General features: G+C 59.0%; 15 protein-coding genes. 1 reads left to right on the forward strand and 14 read right to left on the reverse strand.

Annotated elements, in window-relative coordinates; all coding sequences use genetic code 11:
- Positions 1 to 11: 11 nt before the first annotated feature.
- The 11 genes from tssK to AWX27_RS07905 form a co-directional block, all read right to left on the reverse strand.
- Complete coding sequence (gene tssK / locus AWX27_RS07855) at positions 12 to 1358, reverse strand: type VI secretion system baseplate subunit TssK (RefSeq protein ID WP_033638522.1); 1347 nt, start codon at positions 1356 to 1358, stop codon at positions 12 to 14.
- A 40-nt stretch (positions 1359 to 1398) separates the two neighbouring features.
- Complete coding sequence (tssJ, locus tag AWX27_RS07860; protein WP_060420751.1) at positions 1399 to 1929, reverse strand: type VI secretion system lipoprotein TssJ; 531 nt, start codon at positions 1927 to 1929, stop codon at positions 1399 to 1401.
- A gap of 29 nt (positions 1930 to 1958) precedes the next feature.
- Positions 1959 to 2459 carry a type VI secretion system accessory protein TagV gene (gene tagV / locus AWX27_RS07865; protein WP_019452982.1) on the reverse strand — a complete coding sequence of 167 codons (501 nt, stop codon included), beginning with the start codon at positions 2457 to 2459 and terminating at the stop codon, positions 1959 to 1961.
- A gap of 47 nt (positions 2460 to 2506) precedes the next feature.
- Positions 2507 to 2899: a DUF4150 domain-containing protein gene (locus AWX27_RS07870; protein WP_004934933.1), complete on the reverse strand. Its 393-nt coding sequence runs from the start codon at positions 2897 to 2899 to the stop codon at positions 2507 to 2509.
- Between the two features lie 16 nt (positions 2900 to 2915).
- Positions 2916 to 3551 carry a DUF3540 domain-containing protein gene (locus tag AWX27_RS07875; protein WP_060420752.1) on the reverse strand — a complete coding sequence of 212 codons (636 nt, stop codon included), beginning with the start codon at positions 3549 to 3551 and terminating at the stop codon, positions 2916 to 2918.
- Between the two features lie 30 nt (positions 3552 to 3581).
- A complete protein-coding gene (locus AWX27_RS07880) occupies positions 3582 to 4649 on the reverse strand; it encodes a pentapeptide repeat-containing protein (RefSeq protein ID WP_060420755.1) in 1068 nt (355 codons plus the stop codon).
- On the reverse strand, positions 4646 to 7192 hold the full coding sequence (locus tag AWX27_RS07885; RefSeq protein ID WP_060420757.1) for a DUF2169 family type VI secretion system accessory protein: 2547 nt from the start codon (positions 7190 to 7192) through the stop codon (positions 4646 to 4648). Before AWX27_RS07885 ends, AWX27_RS07880 begins: the two co-directional genes overlap by 4 nt.
- Before the next feature lie 173 nt (positions 7193 to 7365).
- Positions 7366 to 7866 carry a hypothetical protein gene (locus tag AWX27_RS07890; RefSeq protein WP_060420760.1) on the reverse strand — a complete coding sequence of 167 codons (501 nt, stop codon included), beginning with the start codon at positions 7864 to 7866 and terminating at the stop codon, positions 7366 to 7368.
- A gap of 102 nt (positions 7867 to 7968) precedes the next feature.
- Positions 7969 to 8358, reverse strand: a complete 390-nt coding sequence (locus AWX27_RS07895; RefSeq protein ID WP_038876796.1) for a DUF3592 domain-containing protein — start codon at positions 8356 to 8358, stop codon at positions 7969 to 7971.
- A 12-nt stretch (positions 8359 to 8370) separates the two neighbouring features.
- The gene (locus AWX27_RS07900) at positions 8371 to 10716 is read right to left on the reverse strand and encodes a type VI secretion system Vgr family protein (protein WP_060420763.1); all 2346 of its coding nucleotides are present in this window, start codon (positions 10714 to 10716) and stop codon (positions 8371 to 8373) included.
- Between the two features lie 512 nt (positions 10717 to 11228).
- Entirely contained in the window at positions 11229 to 12161 is a 933-nt protein-coding gene (locus AWX27_RS07905; protein WP_060420766.1) for a LysR family transcriptional regulator, read from the reverse strand.
- Positions 12162 to 12258: 97 nt separating this feature from the next.
- Here AWX27_RS07905 and pcp point away from each other — a divergent pair, with 97 nt between their 5' ends.
- Positions 12259 to 12906 (forward strand): pyroglutamyl-peptidase I, encoded by a 648-nt coding sequence (gene pcp, locus AWX27_RS07910; RefSeq protein ID WP_060420769.1) that lies wholly within the window; start codon positions 12259 to 12261, stop codon positions 12904 to 12906.
- A 34-nt stretch (positions 12907 to 12940) separates the two neighbouring features.
- Here the strand turns inward: pcp and AWX27_RS07915 are convergent, their stop codons facing one another.
- From AWX27_RS07915 to ydgT, 3 genes are all read right to left on the reverse strand, one after another.
- Positions 12941 to 13972, reverse strand: a complete 1032-nt coding sequence (locus AWX27_RS07915) for an NADP-dependent oxidoreductase (protein WP_060420772.1) — start codon at positions 13970 to 13972, stop codon at positions 12941 to 12943.
- Between the two features lie 85 nt (positions 13973 to 14057).
- The gene (uspC, locus tag AWX27_RS07920) at positions 14058 to 14477 is read right to left on the reverse strand and encodes a universal stress protein UspC (RefSeq protein ID WP_060420775.1); all 420 of its coding nucleotides are present in this window, start codon (positions 14475 to 14477) and stop codon (positions 14058 to 14060) included.
- A 197-nt stretch (positions 14478 to 14674) separates the two neighbouring features.
- The gene (ydgT, locus tag AWX27_RS07925; RefSeq protein WP_004934895.1) at positions 14675 to 14890 is read right to left on the reverse strand and encodes a transcription modulator YdgT; all 216 of its coding nucleotides are present in this window, start codon (positions 14888 to 14890) and stop codon (positions 14675 to 14677) included.
- Positions 14891 to 15511: the final 621 nt, after the last annotated feature.

Genomic DNA, 15511 nt, shown 5'->3' on the forward strand with positions numbered 1-15511 from the left:
TGAGTCATAGGTTACCGGTCCGTATGGCTGCGAATCGCCCAAAATTCCATGTCCAGCCCCGGGAATTCGCCGGCCAGGTGCAGGGCGAAGGCGCTGGATTTTTCCATCTGTTTCCACAGGTCGCCGCCTTTTTCCAGCTCGAAGTAGGTGTAGCCGGCGTGATAGGGGATCTGGCGCGGCGCGGCGGGCATGGTGCGCAAACCGATGCCCGGCAGCTGCAGCTGCACCAAATCGCGGATGCGCGTGACCGGTGCGATCTTCATCTGTGCCGGGAAATGGGTCAGCAACACCTCGGCGGCCACGTCGGCGCGCACCGCCAGCACGAAGCCGAAATCGCGCATCATTTTGGCGTCCTGCACGGTGGCGACGTTCAGCCCGTGGGAGCGTTCGACCAGCGTCAGCTGAATGGCGTTGTCTTCCAGCACCACCGACAGCCCCTGACGCAGCAACAGCATCAGCTTGCCGAAGCACAGCGCCAGGTTGTCGTGGTCATACACCGGCAGGCGCCCTTCCGGGGTGCGCTGCGCCGAGAAGCTGGCGAGCTCGGTGGCGAACTGCAGCCAATCGGCGAACAGACGCTCCGGGTGCAGATGGTCGAGGTGGTAGGCGTGGCTCACCTGACCAAGATGGCGGTTGATCAGCTGCAGCAGCATGAAATCGACCATTTCGGAACTGCCGCCGCGGCCCGGCTGCAGCAGGCGCTGGCTCATCTGCTGGCTGCGCTGTTGCAGCAGGCCCTGCAGATCGTTGATGAAGGTTTTCAGTACCGGGTTGCCCTGGCAGTTCAGCATCGGCGGGATCTGCGCGGTATCGAGGCGCAGGCTGTTGTCGCCGCGTTTTTCCAGCACGCGGGTCACGCCGAGCGCGGTCCATTCGGCGTTGAGTTCGCTCTCCAGCATCAGCCGCAGGCGCAGGCGGCCGAACTGCAGCGCCGCGCTGCCCACCGAGACGGCGTTGAGATCGTCGACTTCGTTCTCGTAAGCCAGATAGCGCGCCAGCGCCTCCGGGCTTTCCTGAAAGATCACGTCTTCACGCCCCGCGCGATAGGTCGGCAGGGCCAGCACCACGTTTTCACCGGTCTTGTTTTCGGCGATGGTCAGCGGCGCGGGTGCCTGCTGGGCGCCGGCGAAGCGAAACGGCGTGCCGTCCGGCATGATGCCGCTGGCGGCGTTGAGCGCAATCTTGCCCTGGCGCAGCAGCGTTTGGTCCAGATCCAGGGTCAGGAACCCCCAGAAACAGCCGCTGTGGGCCTGGCCCCAGTTGCGCATATAGCCTTCGAGATAGTTTTCCGCCTGCTGGAAATGGTGAGGGCGCAAAAACATTCCCTCAGTCCAGACAACCTTATGAGCATCTTTCATCATCACACCTATAGTTACTTCGCTTCAGCGCAGCGGTAGGTCAGTCGACCTTTTTTACGGGGCGCAGGCCATTCACGCCCGCGACGATATGCGCTTCCAGCTCATCCGGCGAGAATTGCCATACCTTGTAGAAATTGGTTTCGGTGGGTTCCGGCAGCGGCAGTGAAATGCGCCAGGTCTTGCCGTCCAGATTTTGATACTCGGCGATTACGCCGATGTAGCGCGCATCCAACGCGCTTTGCCCGCCGAGCTTCTTGCCGGCCTGGCCCGGCGTCAGGAAGAACTGATCGCTGTCCAGCAGGCTGTTGCCGAGCACGCTTTTGGCGTCGTTTTGCAGACTGAAGAAGTCGGCATCCATAAATTCCGCATCCGAACGCAGCAGCAGCACGCGGATTTTGATCGGCGCCGGTTGCGCGCCGGCGGCGGCGTTGACCTGGCGATCGGCATCGAACACCAGGCTGTAACGCGACGGCACGCTTTTGGCGGAAGACATGCAGCCGCCGAGCGCCAACGCGCCCAGCAGCAGAAACAGCATCCCGCACCAGCGGGAAGCGATAGGAGTCGTCATCATGGGAATCTCGTCGCCCGCAGGCGTGCTGACTACTGGAGGATCCAGGTAGCTGAACCGGCGTTTTTACACGCCTTGCTGTCGCCGCCGACTTTGACGCAGTCCTGTTTGGCGGCGCGTGCGCGGCGCGGCAGATCTTTGCGCAGCGTCGATTTGTAGCGCGCTTCCGGTACGCCGGCGTTGGCCTGGATATACCCCACCAGATCGCCACCGCGGATGGCGGAGATCGCCAGCCAGTTGTTTTCCACTTCGCCCAGCGCGTAGAACGCGGCGGCGTTGTCCAGGCTGCCGACGGCGGTGCCGGTATAATTCGGGCTGCTCATGATGCTGGCGGCGTACAGGCTGCGGTACTCCTCACCGATCGGTTTGAACTGCTTCGGCGCGCTCACCGCGGCGCGGTGCTGCAGCGTGACGCCGTTGACTTCACTGCTGACGATAGCGTCGTTATTGAGTGCCGGCGGCGGTGGCGGCGGGGTGGAACAACCGGCAAGCGTCAGGGCGGTCAACAGCGTCAGGGTAATCCGTGTTTTCACAATGTCCTCTTTTCTTGATTGAATGGCTGTGTAATAAGGCGCCGTCATCAGGGCGCAAGCAGCAACACTTTTAATTGGCTCGGCACGATGCGCATGCCGAGCGCGTTGGTGGAATTCTGCAGGCTGAGGCTGGTCAGCCGGGTGGCCGGGGTGCCTTTGAGCAATACGGTAAAGGCGCCGGTCAGGTGGCGGGACGGCCCCATCACCGTCCCGGAAGCGACGCCGGTGGCCACGCCGGGGTTGTCGCCGTTGGTCAGCGGCGTCACCGTCGCCATGTTGTGCGCCGGGGTGCCGACGAACAGAATGTTGAACGCATTCGGGATGGCGGTCGGCGCCAGGGCGATATCCGGGTAGGGCACGGGCACCGGCGCCGGGCTTGGCGTCAGACAGACGTCGGGAAACGCCAGGTCCACGCCGATCATTTGGCTGTTGGCAAACATAAAAGGCCTCCGCAGGTTATCCGACGTGGATTTGTTCCGAATCCAGCTTGGTGATGTCTTTTGAGGTAATGAGCGTGTTGCGGGCATGAATGCGGGCGTAGTCTTCCGCCTGATAATCCAGCTGCCCGGCGCGCACGTGCTCGGTTTGGCGCACTTTACGGAACAGCGAATGGCTGATCTGGCTGACCGAATGCCACAGCGACTCGCAGCGCTTGCCGACCAGGCGGCTGATACTGACGAAGGCCGACAGTTCCTCGCCGCTGTATTTCATCTTGTCGACGTGGCAGTCGCCGCTGTTGGCCTGCAGCGTCATGGCGTCGCCGCTCAGCTTTAGCGCCTGCGCGCTGTGCAGCGACAGTGAACCGCTCGGCGTTTCAATTTGCAGATCGCCTGTGACGCAGAGCCGCGCTGCGCTTTGCGGCTCCGCACGTTCGAGAACGGCGATCGCCCACAGCTGGTGGCCGCAGCCGGCGACCAGCACGTTATCGCCGAGGGCCGGTGTCAGCAGGCAGCTCGCCGCCCGGCGGCAATGCCAGCCGCGGCCTTCGCACTCCACCACCAGGCTGCCGTCCGGCAACAGGTTGACGACCTGGCCGGCGGCCTGCTGGGGCGGTGCGATGTTGACGGCGCGAGTTGTGTTGGCAACGCTCATGGTGATCCCCTCGTGAAGTGGTCAATGCATTCAGATTCGGCTCTGGCGCTGTGCGCTCCAGGTTTCGGCGGCGTACAGTTCTTCGTCGCGCTCGAGAATTCCGCTGCGATCGCCCCAGCGCGTTTGCTGCTGGTGGGCGCGGTGCATGCGGGTGCGCATAAAGCGCGCGCGCCGGAAATCGGCGGCGCCGATGTCGGCATAACAGAAATCGGCGTAGGTCAGGTCGCTGTCGCTGAAATCACAGCGTGCCGCACGGCTGCGCTGGAACACGCATTGATACAGGCGCGCCTGGCTGAAGTTGGCGGCATCCAGCGTCGCTTCGCTGAAGATCGCCTGATCGAACTGCCCGCTGCGGCACTGCGCCTGAGTCAAATTGGCCTCCAGCCACAGCGACTGCTGCGCTTGCACGCCCGTCAGGTTGGCACGCCGCAGCGAAGCGCCCTTGAAATTGCTCTGGCGCAGCGTCGCCTGGCTGAAATCGACGTCGTCCAGTTGGTTATCGGTAAACTGGCAGGCGATGAGGCGCTGCCCGGCGTAACTTTTGCCGCGATGGTCACATTCGAAAAACGTGACGCGGTCGAAATCTACCCCTTCAAACTCGGTTTTACAGAGGTTTAATCGAAAGAACGTGACAAGGGATAGCCGCGCATGATTCAACGCGGCGCCGTCGAGCGGGCTTTCGTAAAAGGTGGTGCGATCGTGCTGAGTGGCGGAAAAGTTCGCGCCGGCCAATTGGCATGACATCCAGTGGCTTTGATTGAGCGGCAGTCGGCTGAAGTCGCTCTGTTCAAGCCGGCAGTCGTTGAACATCGTCAGTTCGATATGGCTCTCGCAGAAGCGGCCGCCCGGCATGGCGCACTGATTGAAGGCCGTTTGCTTCAGGTTCGCTCGTGCAAATTGCGAGTGTTCGAGCCGGCAATCGCTGAAGACGCTGTCGCGCAGATCGCAATCGGAGAAGTTCACGCCGCTCAGGTTCAACTCGTTGAACATGCCGCCGGCCAAATCCATACCGGCGAATGACAGGCCGTGCAAATCCTCACCGGCAATCAGCTCGCCGCGTTTCACGCGCTGGCGTATCTGCTCAGGTTTTGAGGTCATACTTCCTTCCCGTTATGGCGAGGCAATGTTTTCACCCTGGCGGTATAGGCACCGTCGAGCCGGGTCGCCCGATCCACCTGCGACTGCGACAAATCGGCCCGGAACAGATTGGTGCCCTGCAGGTCGGCGCCTGACAGCACGCATTTTTGCAGGATCGCTGCGATGAAATTGGCGTCGCGCAGGTTGGCCTGGGACAGATCGCTGCGAATGAACAGGCTACCGCTGCCGTTGGCCTGACGGAAATCGGCCTCGTTCAGCCGGGTTTCCGACAGGTCACAGTTATCAAGGCGCGCACGGCTGAAATTAGCCCGCTGCAACGGCATTTGGCGCAAATTGCACTGGTTCAGCGTCGCGTCGCTGAAATCCGCCTGCGGCAACAGCGTCTTCGCTGCGAAGGCGCAGGCGGTGAGGCGTGCGGCGCGGAAGCTGAGGCTTTGCGTCTCGGTATCAACCCAGGCGCAGCTCTCCAGCCGCGCCCGATCGAAGTTCACCGCCAGCAGCCGGCATTTGATGAAGCTGACTTTGTCGAGCCGGGCGTGGCTGAATATCAGCTGCTCCAGCTGCAGTTCCATCAACGTAATGTTGGCCAGCGTGGCGCGGTTGAAGTCACACTGCCCGAGCAAGGTTTCGTATCCCAGCAAATCGCGCAATGACGCCATCGTGAAATCGCAGCGTTGAAACAAGGTTTGTTGAATGTTGGTTTCGTGCAGCTGCGCGCCGGCGAAATCCGTCGCTTCGCATTTCGCCAGGGCCAAAGAGGCGTGGCTCAGATCCGCCTGCTGCAAGACGGCGCCGCTGAGATCGGCGCGCGCCAACATCGCCTCGCGAAGGTCACAGCCCACCAACCGGGTTTGGCGCAGATTGGCGTTTTCCAGCAACGTGCCGCGCAAGGTGGCATGGCTGAGGTCCATGCCGGACAGATCGGCGCCGGTAAGGTCCAGGCCGCTGAGATCTTTATCGCGCTGCATCGCAGCGGTGACGCGTTGGCGAATGATTTGCGCCAGATCGCCGCTTAAACGCAGCGCCGGGTTTTGCGCCTGTGCCGACATTAAATACATCTGGTGCAGCGCGCGCTCGCTTTCCCCCAGCTGCTTGTCGCTAAACGCGTCGGGGCGTTGACGCGCCTGTTGAAACAGCTGGTCGCGCTGCTGTTGGTAGCTTTCCGCGCCGGAAAGGCCGGCGGGGCCTGGGCCGTCAATATCAATGCCGTTTGCCTGCGCGCCATCAAGGATTTCACGGTAATGCGCTTCAGCGCGCTGTTCCATGCCGTCGACAAACTCGGCCAACCTCTCCAAAGAGGGCATCGGTTCCGCTGGCGGCGCGGGAAACATGTCGTCGATGTCTCGGCCTTCGCGCTGCAGACGTTGGCGGTGTTGTTCGCGTTGGTGATGTTCGTAGGCGGCGATGTTTTCCACCATCGGGCTTTGCTGCGTCGGCGTTTCCGTATCCAGCCAGGGGCCGATACAGCACTCCGGCAGCAAATCTTTTTCACGAAAAGCGTGCAGAGCGCCATGCTCTTTATCAAGCCGCTGATCGAGCACCTGCCGATAATGAGCGACGCTGCGGCTTTTACCCTCAATTTCCAGCGCCGGCATGAGCTGCATGACGTCTGCGGCATCGTCTTCATTGATGGGAAGGTTGCCCTGGTAGATCAACAGCATTTGTTCGCGATGGGGAAAGAACCACACGGTGGTGTGGCGCATCGTGATTTCCCCGAAATGTGCTTCGCCGCCGCGCAGCCGGTTGATGAAGCAGCGTGCGCGCCACGGCGGTAAATGCCCTTGCTGCATCGGCTCCGACGGATGCATGTTCCATATCCGGTAGGCGGCCTGGGGCGGCAGAGTGTCGCGTTGGGGAAACTGCTGATCGCCGTCCGCCATGTTGAACAGGCGCCAGTCGATGTCGTTGGCGAAGCCGGGAAAGCCGTTTTTCAACCAGTCGGCGTCGTAGTTTTTACCAATGCGGGAGAAGCGACGCGGCCAGGTGATATCCAACGCGTCAAAGCTTGCCGGTTGTGCGCTATGCCGAGGCGACGTAAGGCGCCCCTGCAGCGGCTCGACATTGGGTAGGCGATGGATACGGCCTTGCGGAAATGTTTCTGGAGTGGCGCCGATGCCGTGTGGATTATCGGCGAACTGGGTGCCGCCGTAAGCCCGGCGCCAGTCCAGACGCATTTCTGCAAAAGGAAGGGGAGTGGAGGGACGATCGTTGATCCAATGGCGATCGCCGAAAACCACCAGCGTTTTCTCCAGCGAATCCAGCTGGATCTTCACGGCGCAGGCGGTTTTGTCTTGCTGATGGTGGGTGTAGGCGTTGCCGGTGGCGAGAAACTCCGCACAGGCTTTCGGGATAGCCAGGTCGAGCACGCCGCCGCTCAACGTGAGTTCTTCGGCAGCCAGCTGCCACAGCTCCGGTTCGGGGCGCAGGCGCGGGGAAGCCCCCATATCGGCCAAGGCCAAAACGGAAACGCCCAGATGATTTTGCCCTTGCCAAGAGAAGGGGCGATGAAGCGCGCTTAGGCGCAGAGGTTTTACGACTTTCATTGTGTGTGTAAAGCTTCCTGTGGATATCAGCCGGCAGCCAGGCTGCTTGCTCAAAAACAATCCGTTTTTCGGTTTAATAGATATCAGGCTATGTCACAACAGATGAAGAAAACGATGCGGCGTTCAGCGCCGATCGTTAATGCGGGGAGCGAGCCCCGCTTCGAAATGGATGATCAAGAGGACAGCGCGCTGTCTTTCCCGTTTATTCCGCGAACCAGCAGCACGGTGGCTACGGACAACGCCGCGGCGATCGTCTTGGCGATAAATTGGCCGGCGCTTTCCAGATGATAGGGCGCAAAAAAGCCGATGTCGGCGGTGCCCAGAATCAACAGCGCGGCCAGTACGGCAAAACAGCCCAGCTCTATCGCCAGTGCCAGTCTGCCGGGGGCCGCCGCACCCAGGTAACTCATCAAAAAACCGGGCAGGATCAGGAACCCGATCAGTTCTGCGGGCGCATTCACCGCAGACATCACTTGTTGGTTGTATTTCAGGAGCGCCAGCATCAGCACGACAAAGATCAGCAGCCGCACAGGTAACGCCGCTGCCCGGCTTGCCGACAAAAAGATTTTGCCGATCGCGGCGAGCAAGACGCAGCCAACCAGGATGCCAAAGAAGGTAAACAGGATTTGTCCCCAAAGACTGTCCTGCGTCGAAAAGGCAATAAACGCGCCCATCGTGACACTTCCTTATGCAAGGTGATTTAGCGAACTGATGGACGACAAGTCGCTTTCAGCACGTAGAAACCGGATCGCGTCGATTGAAAGGTATATTTTCGCTCAAAGCCGGGAAAGCTCTTCGATCACCGCTTTCTTGGGGTTCTTCGGGTCGTACTTTATCGCGGTGAAATGACCCGGCTGATATCGCGGCAGATCCACGACGCTGATCGGGCCTTTCGCCACCGCCGTATGGTTCTTTCCGTCTTGGGCGATGTACTTGATCTCGACTTCACAGACCGGTCGGTTGCCGTCCCAGAGATTGGTCTGGCGAATGCTGACGATTTGCCCGGAGGCGGAAACGCCGTTTTCCATCACGCTGAGAGAAGAACCGATATGTTTGAAATAGCCCCAGATATCGACCGTGATGAATTTGAAAAAACCCACCAGGCTGAGGATAGGGGCCAATAAAATCAAACCGATGACGGTGAAGATATTTTTGGCTTTTGACATGGGCATCCCTACTTATAAAAAGATCGCCAGCGCCTTGCTGCTCAATCGCAAAGAACCGTTGGTTATCAAGGCCCCAAGCTGCGTGAACGTCATGGGATCGTTGCTTAGCTTGAAATTGGTTTTGCTGATCGAAAGCGGGTTATGGGAAACATCGAACATCGTGTGCTTGACGCTCAGCCCCGTTAAGGCAAGGTTGGCGCCTATCGCGGTCCACTTATAGCCATGGCAGTTGTCTTTCCAGGTGGGCGCCGAAATAGAAACGCCGTCCTCGCTGGTAATGTTGATGGTTTTTGCCGTGATGGTGAGCGAACCGCTAATGGCCGTTTGCTGATCGTTTTTGTAGGTTTCTTTGACATTCCCCGTGATATCGGTGGTCTGGCCGCCAGCCTCCACCGTCAGCGTTTGACCGCCTGCGGTGACCGTAGTGGTTTGCCCGCCGGCGGTGATGGTGGTGTGCTGGCCGCCGGCGGTGATGTTGACCGTCTGCCCCTTGTTGATGGTGCTGGTCTGTTGCCCCTCGGTAATGTCGAGGGTCTGATTGCCTTTCACCGTCACATGTTGCGTCTGCGTGATGTCTTGCGTCTGCGCGCCGTCAAGCTTGAAGGACTGATTGCCGGTGATGTCAATCTTATCGCCGCCGTCGATAATCGTCAGGTCGCGGCCGCCTTTGATGTTCACCGTCTGGTGAGCGTTCAGGTTGGCGGTTTCGAGCCCATTGACGGTGGTGGTGCGTTTTGCTTTGTACAGGAATGTGGCGTCGCCAGTGACGGTGTCGTCCTGCAGGCGGCCGATGGAGGTGGTGCGACTGCCGTCAATGTTGACGTTCTTGTCGTTTTCCACCGTCATATTCATGTTGCGTTCGGCGTGCATGTCGAAAGATTCGTTGCCGGGCGCGTCTTCCAGGAACAGGAAGCTGGCGTTATCGGTGCCGCCGCCTTTGCTGCGGCTCATAAAGCCCATTTTGGTGGCGTCGCCGGGCAGATCCCACGGTGGCATGCTGTCTTCGTTGTAAACGCGGCCGGTGATGATCGGGCGATCCGGATCGCCGTTGATAAAGTCGACCACCACTTCCTCACCCACGCGCGGGATCTGAATCCCGCCGTATTTCCAGCCGGCCCAGGCGCTGGAGACGCGCACCCAGCAGGAGCTGGTTTCATTGCCGTTGCCGTGGCGATCCCAACGGAACTTGAGTTTCACCCGGCCATATTTATCGGTCCAGATGCTTTCGCCTTCCGGGCCAACCACTTCGGCGGTTTGCGGGCCATGGGTTTTCGGCCAGGGCGTGGTGCGTGCGGGGCGCCAGTTGATGCCCGCCGGGACGACCTGAAATTCGGTACGTTGCTCGCCGGCGTCGTTATCATTGCTGGCGTAGCTGTTTTCCTGCATGAAGTAATGCGCGCTGACGACCAGGTAGGCCTGGTTGTCTTCCGTGCGCGGCGCCTGGCTCAGTTGGAAACGGTAGCCGGGGGCAATGCCCTGCGAACTGCCTTCGCCGCTCATCTGTTCATGCTGCGCTTCGAACTCCTGCTGGCGAACCTTGACGTAAAACTGGCCATGGGCGTGATCGGTATAACGCCCGGGCCAGTCGAACACCTCGGCTTTGTCCTGCGCGAACGAGGCGGGATTCTGCCGGGCCTCCAGCAACCGCGCGCGCGGTTTGCGAAAATCGTAGTCGTCCAGGCTATACAGGCTGGGCGTAATGGCGTCCGAGACGCTCCAGCTGTTGATGCTGTCTTTATTTTCCACCAGGCCGCCTTCCGCGAGCTGATAGGGAATGCTGGCGTAGCCGGCGAGTTCCTGATGTGCCGACGGCGCATCAGCCAGCACCAGCGTATGGCCGTCTTGCTGGTGCGTGAAATAGTAATAGATGCCTTCGTGTTCCATCAGGCGGCTGATGAAGTCGAAATCGCTCTCCTGGTACTGCACGCAGTATCCCCAGATGCGGTAGTCGTAGCTCAGGCGATTATCGATTTTCACCTGATACTGCCCCAGCACCTGAGTCAGGATGTCGGGAATGGTCTTTTCCTGGTAGATGCGAAAGTCGCGGTTTTGCGTCAGATACCACAGCGTGGGGCGCAGCACGGCGCGGTAGATATAGTAACGGTTGCCGCCGGCTTCTCTTCCGGAGAGCGTCATGCGCGTGATATTGCCGTTGAGATAACGCGGCGCCAACGGATTGCCCCGCAGCTCCAGCGTGATTTTTTGTCCCAGCAGTGCTTTCAGATCGAGCCGATTGTCGGGGCTGAGCAGCTCGACGTCGAATTCGAACAGCCCGGCCAGTTTTTCCTCACCGGAAAGGCTTCGGAACAACAGCTGATGGGCGGGCAAAGGCGTGTGCGCAATGATAAGGCGATCCATACTATTCCCCGGTTTAGGCATAGCTACCGCACGAGAGTTGACGCGCGATCCCGATGGCGTATCTGTCACGAATTGAGACAGGAACTGACGAAAGATTTAACAAAGTTTACACAAAGGCACGATTTGTGCAGTCTACAATAGAGCTCTGCATTTGCAAAATAGCCTTGTGGATCAATGCTCAATTCGTTAACTTGCTCACGATCTTGCTTTTTATTATCTAAAACATATAGATGCGAGCAGGTCATTTTTTATCTCAAATTATTGGGAAATTGGTAATACCAAAAAGTAAATCTGTAACACTTAAACCAACGTGTTTATAAAACAACTCTTTTTTTTCGTAAAAAAAGTCACTGACTGTTTTTTATCCTTACCATTTGCCAGTTAAAGATGATCAAATATATAAATTTATCGAATGTGAATTCGGATGATTCCTATTTGGTGGGCGAAAAAAGGCCCAGCGGCGGGGCCTGAGGTGCGGGTTTGAACGGTTGAAAATGCAGCGAGTGCTGGCGTTAAGCCGGGCAGAAATCGAAGGGAATTTGGCCGATCAGTTCGCAGAGCCAGATTAAGGCCGGGTCGCGTTGCGCCTGCCGGCCGGCGATCAGTTCAATGGGAAAGGGGGCGATGGTCAACTCGTCGGGCAGCGGGAGAAAACGTACGCGTTGCGGATCGGAAAAGCGTCGAGCCACGCTGGCGGCCAGGGTGGCGATCAGATCGCTGTCGGCGACCACGGCCGGCAGAGCGACAATATGCGAAAAGGTTACGGCGACGCGCCGCTGGCCGCCGATTTCCGCCAGGCGACGGTCGACTAATCCTCTGGCAGAGCCGTCGTCGGCCGGTGCGTACAGCCCATGCGGCAGGCTGAGATAGCGCGCCAGATCCCAGCGGCCATCCGCCAGCTGTGGGTGCGAACGGCTGGCGATGCACACCAGATGCTCTTCAAACAACGTGCGCACATAGTGGCTTTCCGTACCGGAAAGATGTCCTCCCAGCGCGATGTCCACCTCGCCACGATCCAGCTGCCGGTAAATATTGTGACGATCCAAGCGCGAAACGCGAATATCAATGCCGGGCGCTGTCTGACGCAACCGACTGATGATGGCGGGCAACAGCAAGATATCGGCATAGTCGCCGGCCGCCAGCGTAAAGCGCCGTTGCCCGGCGGTGGCCGGATCGAAACGGGCAGGGGGTGCCAATGCCAGGTGGATCTGTTCAAGCACCTGTCGTATCTGCGGCATAAGCTGATGGGCGCGCGGCGTGGGCGCCATGCCGCCGCCGCTGCGAACAAACAGCGGATCGTTCAGCAGCGTGCGCAGCCGCGCCAAGGCATTGCTGACGGAGGGCTGGGCGCGGTTGAGACGCCGGCCTGCGGCGGTCACGTTGCGCGTCTGATACAACGCCTCGAACACCACCAGCAAGTTGAGATCGACGTTGGCTAAATTCATTTTATGAATACTCTATATACAGATAATCCATTTCCAGAATCATACTGCGTTCTCTAGGCTGGTGGCACACGAATTTGGCCTTCAGTCAGGAGAAATGATGAACAAAGTCTTGGTTACCGGCATTGAGCCGTTCGATGGTGACGCGGTGAACCCTTCCTGGCAGGTCGCGCAGGCATTGGCCGGTGAGCAGATCGCCGGCGCGGAGATCGCGGTGCTCGAGCTGCCCTGCGTATTGGGCCAGGCCAACCTGCAGTTGATCGCTGCGATCGAGGCATTGCAGCCGCTGGCGGTAATTTGTCTGGGGCTGGCCGGGGGCCGCGCTGAGATATCGCTGGAACGGGTGGCCATCAATCTGATCGATGCCCGCATTCCCGACAATGCCGGTAAGCAGCCGATCGACGTACCGGTAGTCGCCGGCGGGCCAGTGGGCTATTTCAGTACGCTGCCCGTCAAGGCCGCGGTGCAGCAGCTGCGCCGGCAGGGGATCCCGGCGGGGGTGTCTTATACGGCAGGCACTTATAACTGCAACCATATCTTTTACGGTCTGCGACACTATCTGGAGACGCAGCACGCGAAGGTCAGGGGGGGATTCGTGCATATTCCGTACAGCCACACGCTGGCGGCGGCGCATCCGGGCAAGCCGAGTATGGCGCTGGCGACGATGGTGGAAGCGGTGCGCACTATCGTGCAGGTGACGCTGACGGTAGAGGAGGATGCGCGATTCGGCGACGGTGCCGTGCATTAAAAGCAGGGCGTGGTGTACCACGCCCTGTTACCGGTTACTCGTCGGCGACGCGGATCACCAGCTTGCCGAAGTTCTTGCCCTGCAGCAGACCGATAAACGCCTGCGGCGCCTGTTCCAGCCCGTCGACGATGTCCTCGCGGAACTTGATTTTCCCCTGCTCGACCCAACTGCTCATCTGTTGCAGGAACTCATCAAAGCGAGAGCCGTAGTCGTCGAAGATGATAAAGCCTTGCATACGAATGCGTTTACGCAGGATCAGCCCCTCCAGCAGCGGCAAACGGTCCGGTCCGGCGGGTAATCCGGTGGCATTGTAATGGGCAATGATGCCGCAGACCGGAATGCGGGCTTTGGCGTTCAACAGCGGCAACACGGCGTCGAACACCGCACCGCCGACGTTTTCATAATAGATGTCGATGCCCTGCGGGCAGGCAGCGGCCAATTGCTCGGCAAAGTCGGGCGCGCGGTGATCGATGCAGGCGTCGAAACCCAATTCTTCCACCACATAGCGGCACTTTTCCGCTCCGCCGGCAACGCCGACAACGCGGCAGCCTTTCAGCTTCCCGATTTGGCCGACCACCGAACCGACTGCCCCGCTGGCGGCGGCCACCACCAGCGTTTCACCCGCCTGCGGTTGGCCGATATCGAGTAACCCCATGTAAGCGGTAAACCCTGGCATGCCCAGCACGCCCAGCAGGCGGGAAGGGTGCGGCAGGTGCGGGCCGAGGTTGCGCAGGCCGCTGCCGTCGGACAGGGCATAATCCTGCCAGCCGTCATAACCCAGCACCCAATCGCCGACGTTGAAGTCGGGATGCTGTGAGACCGCCACGCGCGAGACCGTGCCACCCACCATCACCTGACCGATCTCGACCGGCGGCGCATAAGAAGGGGCATCGCTCATGCGCCCGCGCATATAAGGATCCAGCGACAGATAAACGGTACGCAACAACAGCTGTCCCGCGCCGGGCTGCGGCACGGGGACGGTGTCGAGACGAAAGTTCGCCGCCGTCGGTTCGCCGTGGGGGCGCGAGGCCAGCAGGAAGCGGCGGTTCTGTTGAGAAGGGGACATCGAGAGCTCCTTTGCATTGCGACAAACAAGGTTCGTTAAGCCTAGTTCAGGGGCGGCAAGGCAACGTTACCGAATGTGCTTAGCCTTAGAGCGGGACGATCAGTACGTCAATATGGCTGATATTGATGAAGCGGGCGGCGGAACAGGAGACTTTGTTCATCATGCCGTCGCGGTGATTGCCGCACAGCAGCAGGTCGAACGGCCTGCTGCGGCTGGCGTATTCCAGGCTGTCACCCAGTTCGCCGTGCACGATCAGCATATCAGCAATCGGGTAACCGGCGCGTTGACGCAGCTCTTCCATAAACAGCCGGGTTTCCTCCTCCATCAGCGTGCGCAAATCGCCCAGCATCGGCCCGGCGAAATTGTTGTACATTTCCGGGTTGGCGAGGGTGCTTAACAGGGTGATGTTGCCGGCGTAGGGGCGGACGATAGAGACGGCCTTTTCCACCAGGCGGTGGCTGTCAGGCGCGACGGCGACGGTGACCAGAACGTTTTGATACCCCATATCCCACTCCTTGTTGTTTCCGCCGTGTTTCAGGCTGCCGCGTCGGTGGCCTTAGAGAACATGCTGCGCTCGGATAAAGGGTAGAACCTGATGGGCGTAATAAATGTGTTTCGCATCACGCGCGGCAATAAAAGCGGCGTTTGCCCGGTTATATAGCAATAAAAGATAAAACCGTTGCCGCACGTAATTTCGCTGAATTAAAGCACCTGCGCCCACAGCGTTTTCGGCACCTTGCCCAGATCGAACAATTTACCGGCAACCAGCTCGGCGCGACGGTGGTCGGCGGCGCGGTACATGTTGCTCATTTCTGTATCATTTTCAATGGAATAGTTCAGTTTGTCGTACACCTTTTCCAGGCTGTCCAAAGAGGAGCATTTACGGAATGTCAGCAAATATTCGAGCGTATCGGTCATGATTAAAATATAGCCTGTTAATAGTTAAAGCCGGGTGAATAACACATCAGCGGCTCACGGCGACGCCGCCGAGGCAGTGATGTACGACCTGACAAAAATCATTTCAAGTAGATAAATTGCACTGGGTAATAATGAGGCGTCGCCTGCGGCGGCGCTTCGATAAATCATAATATGCAAGTGCGTCATCAGCAATCTCATCCTGCTGATAAATGAAGAAATAGGGAAAGTCTCAGGACGAGGCTGCGCGGATGACGGCAGAAGCGCCGCTGTTCCTGCTGCGCGCCAGTTCGCGCTGTCGCTTTTGCGGCGTTTTTTTCACCCGCCCTAAGAGGCGCAACGGCATTACGCGGTGTTTGTCATTGCCGCTTGCGTTGAGGTTTCACCTCCCTGACGCTGAAGATTGGGGGGAGTAAAACAAAACTGCGTTTTATTTTATCGCAATGAAAGGATGGAAACGGGGGCGGGTTAATAATCTATTCACCTGCGGAATAATTATAACGGCGACAGAAAAGAAATAAAAAAGCATTAAAGTTTTAGGGTGTGCTGCCGATATGCCGTTTTAGGGGTGATTTAACGTAAAAAGACCATTCTTTCGCCGTGCTGATACGGAAACATATCGTT

The organism is Serratia sp. 2880STDY5682894 (assembly GCF_001537385.1).
GTDB classification, from domain to species: domain Bacteria; phylum Pseudomonadota; class Gammaproteobacteria; order Enterobacterales; family Enterobacteriaceae; genus Serratia; species Serratia nevei.

What these genes read in the sequence shown, in the direction of transcription:
- AWX27_RS07900 (WP_060420763.1), bottom strand. Translation starts at nt 10,716, where the DNA reads ATGGATCGCCTTATCATTGCGCACACGCCTTTGCCCGCCCATCAGCTG.
- tssK (WP_033638522.1), bottom strand. Translation starts at nt 1,358, where the DNA reads ATGAAAGATGCTCATAAGGTTGTCTGGACTGAGGGAATGTTTTTGCGC.
- AWX27_RS07915 (WP_060420772.1), bottom strand. Translation starts at nt 13,972, where the DNA reads ATGTCCCCTTCTCAACAGAACCGCCGCTTCCTGCTGGCCTCGCGCCCC.
- AWX27_RS07890 (WP_060420760.1), bottom strand. Translation starts at nt 7,866, where the DNA reads ATGGGCGCGTTTATTGCCTTTTCGACGCAGGACAGTCTTTGGGGACAA.
- tssJ (WP_060420751.1), bottom strand. Translation starts at nt 1,929, where the DNA reads ATGATGACGACTCCTATCGCTTCCCGCTGGTGCGGGATGCTGTTTCTG.
- AWX27_RS07895 (WP_038876796.1), bottom strand. Translation starts at nt 8,358, where the DNA reads ATGTCAAAAGCCAAAAATATCTTCACCGTCATCGGTTTGATTTTATTG.
- ydgT (WP_004934895.1), bottom strand. Translation starts at nt 14,890, where the DNA reads ATGACCGATACGCTCGAATATTTGCTGACATTCCGTAAATGCTCCTCT.
- AWX27_RS07885 (WP_060420757.1), bottom strand. Translation starts at nt 7,192, where the DNA reads ATGAAAGTCGTAAAACCTCTGCGCCTAAGCGCGCTTCATCGCCCCTTC.
- AWX27_RS07880 (WP_060420755.1), bottom strand. Translation starts at nt 4,649, where the DNA reads ATGACCTCAAAACCTGAGCAGATACGCCAGCGCGTGAAACGCGGCGAG.
- pcp (WP_060420769.1), top strand. Translation starts at nt 12,259, where the DNA reads ATGAACAAAGTCTTGGTTACCGGCATTGAGCCGTTCGATGGTGACGCG.
- AWX27_RS07875 (WP_060420752.1), bottom strand. Translation starts at nt 3,551, where the DNA reads ATGAGCGTTGCCAACACAACTCGCGCCGTCAACATCGCACCGCCCCAG.
- AWX27_RS07905 (WP_060420766.1), bottom strand. Translation starts at nt 12,161, where the DNA reads ATGAATTTAGCCAACGTCGATCTCAACTTGCTGGTGGTGTTCGAGGCG.
- AWX27_RS07870 (WP_004934933.1), bottom strand. Translation starts at nt 2,899, where the DNA reads ATGTTTGCCAACAGCCAAATGATCGGCGTGGACCTGGCGTTTCCCGAC.
- uspC (WP_060420775.1), bottom strand. Translation starts at nt 14,477, where the DNA reads ATGGGGTATCAAAACGTTCTGGTCACCGTCGCCGTCGCGCCTGACAGC.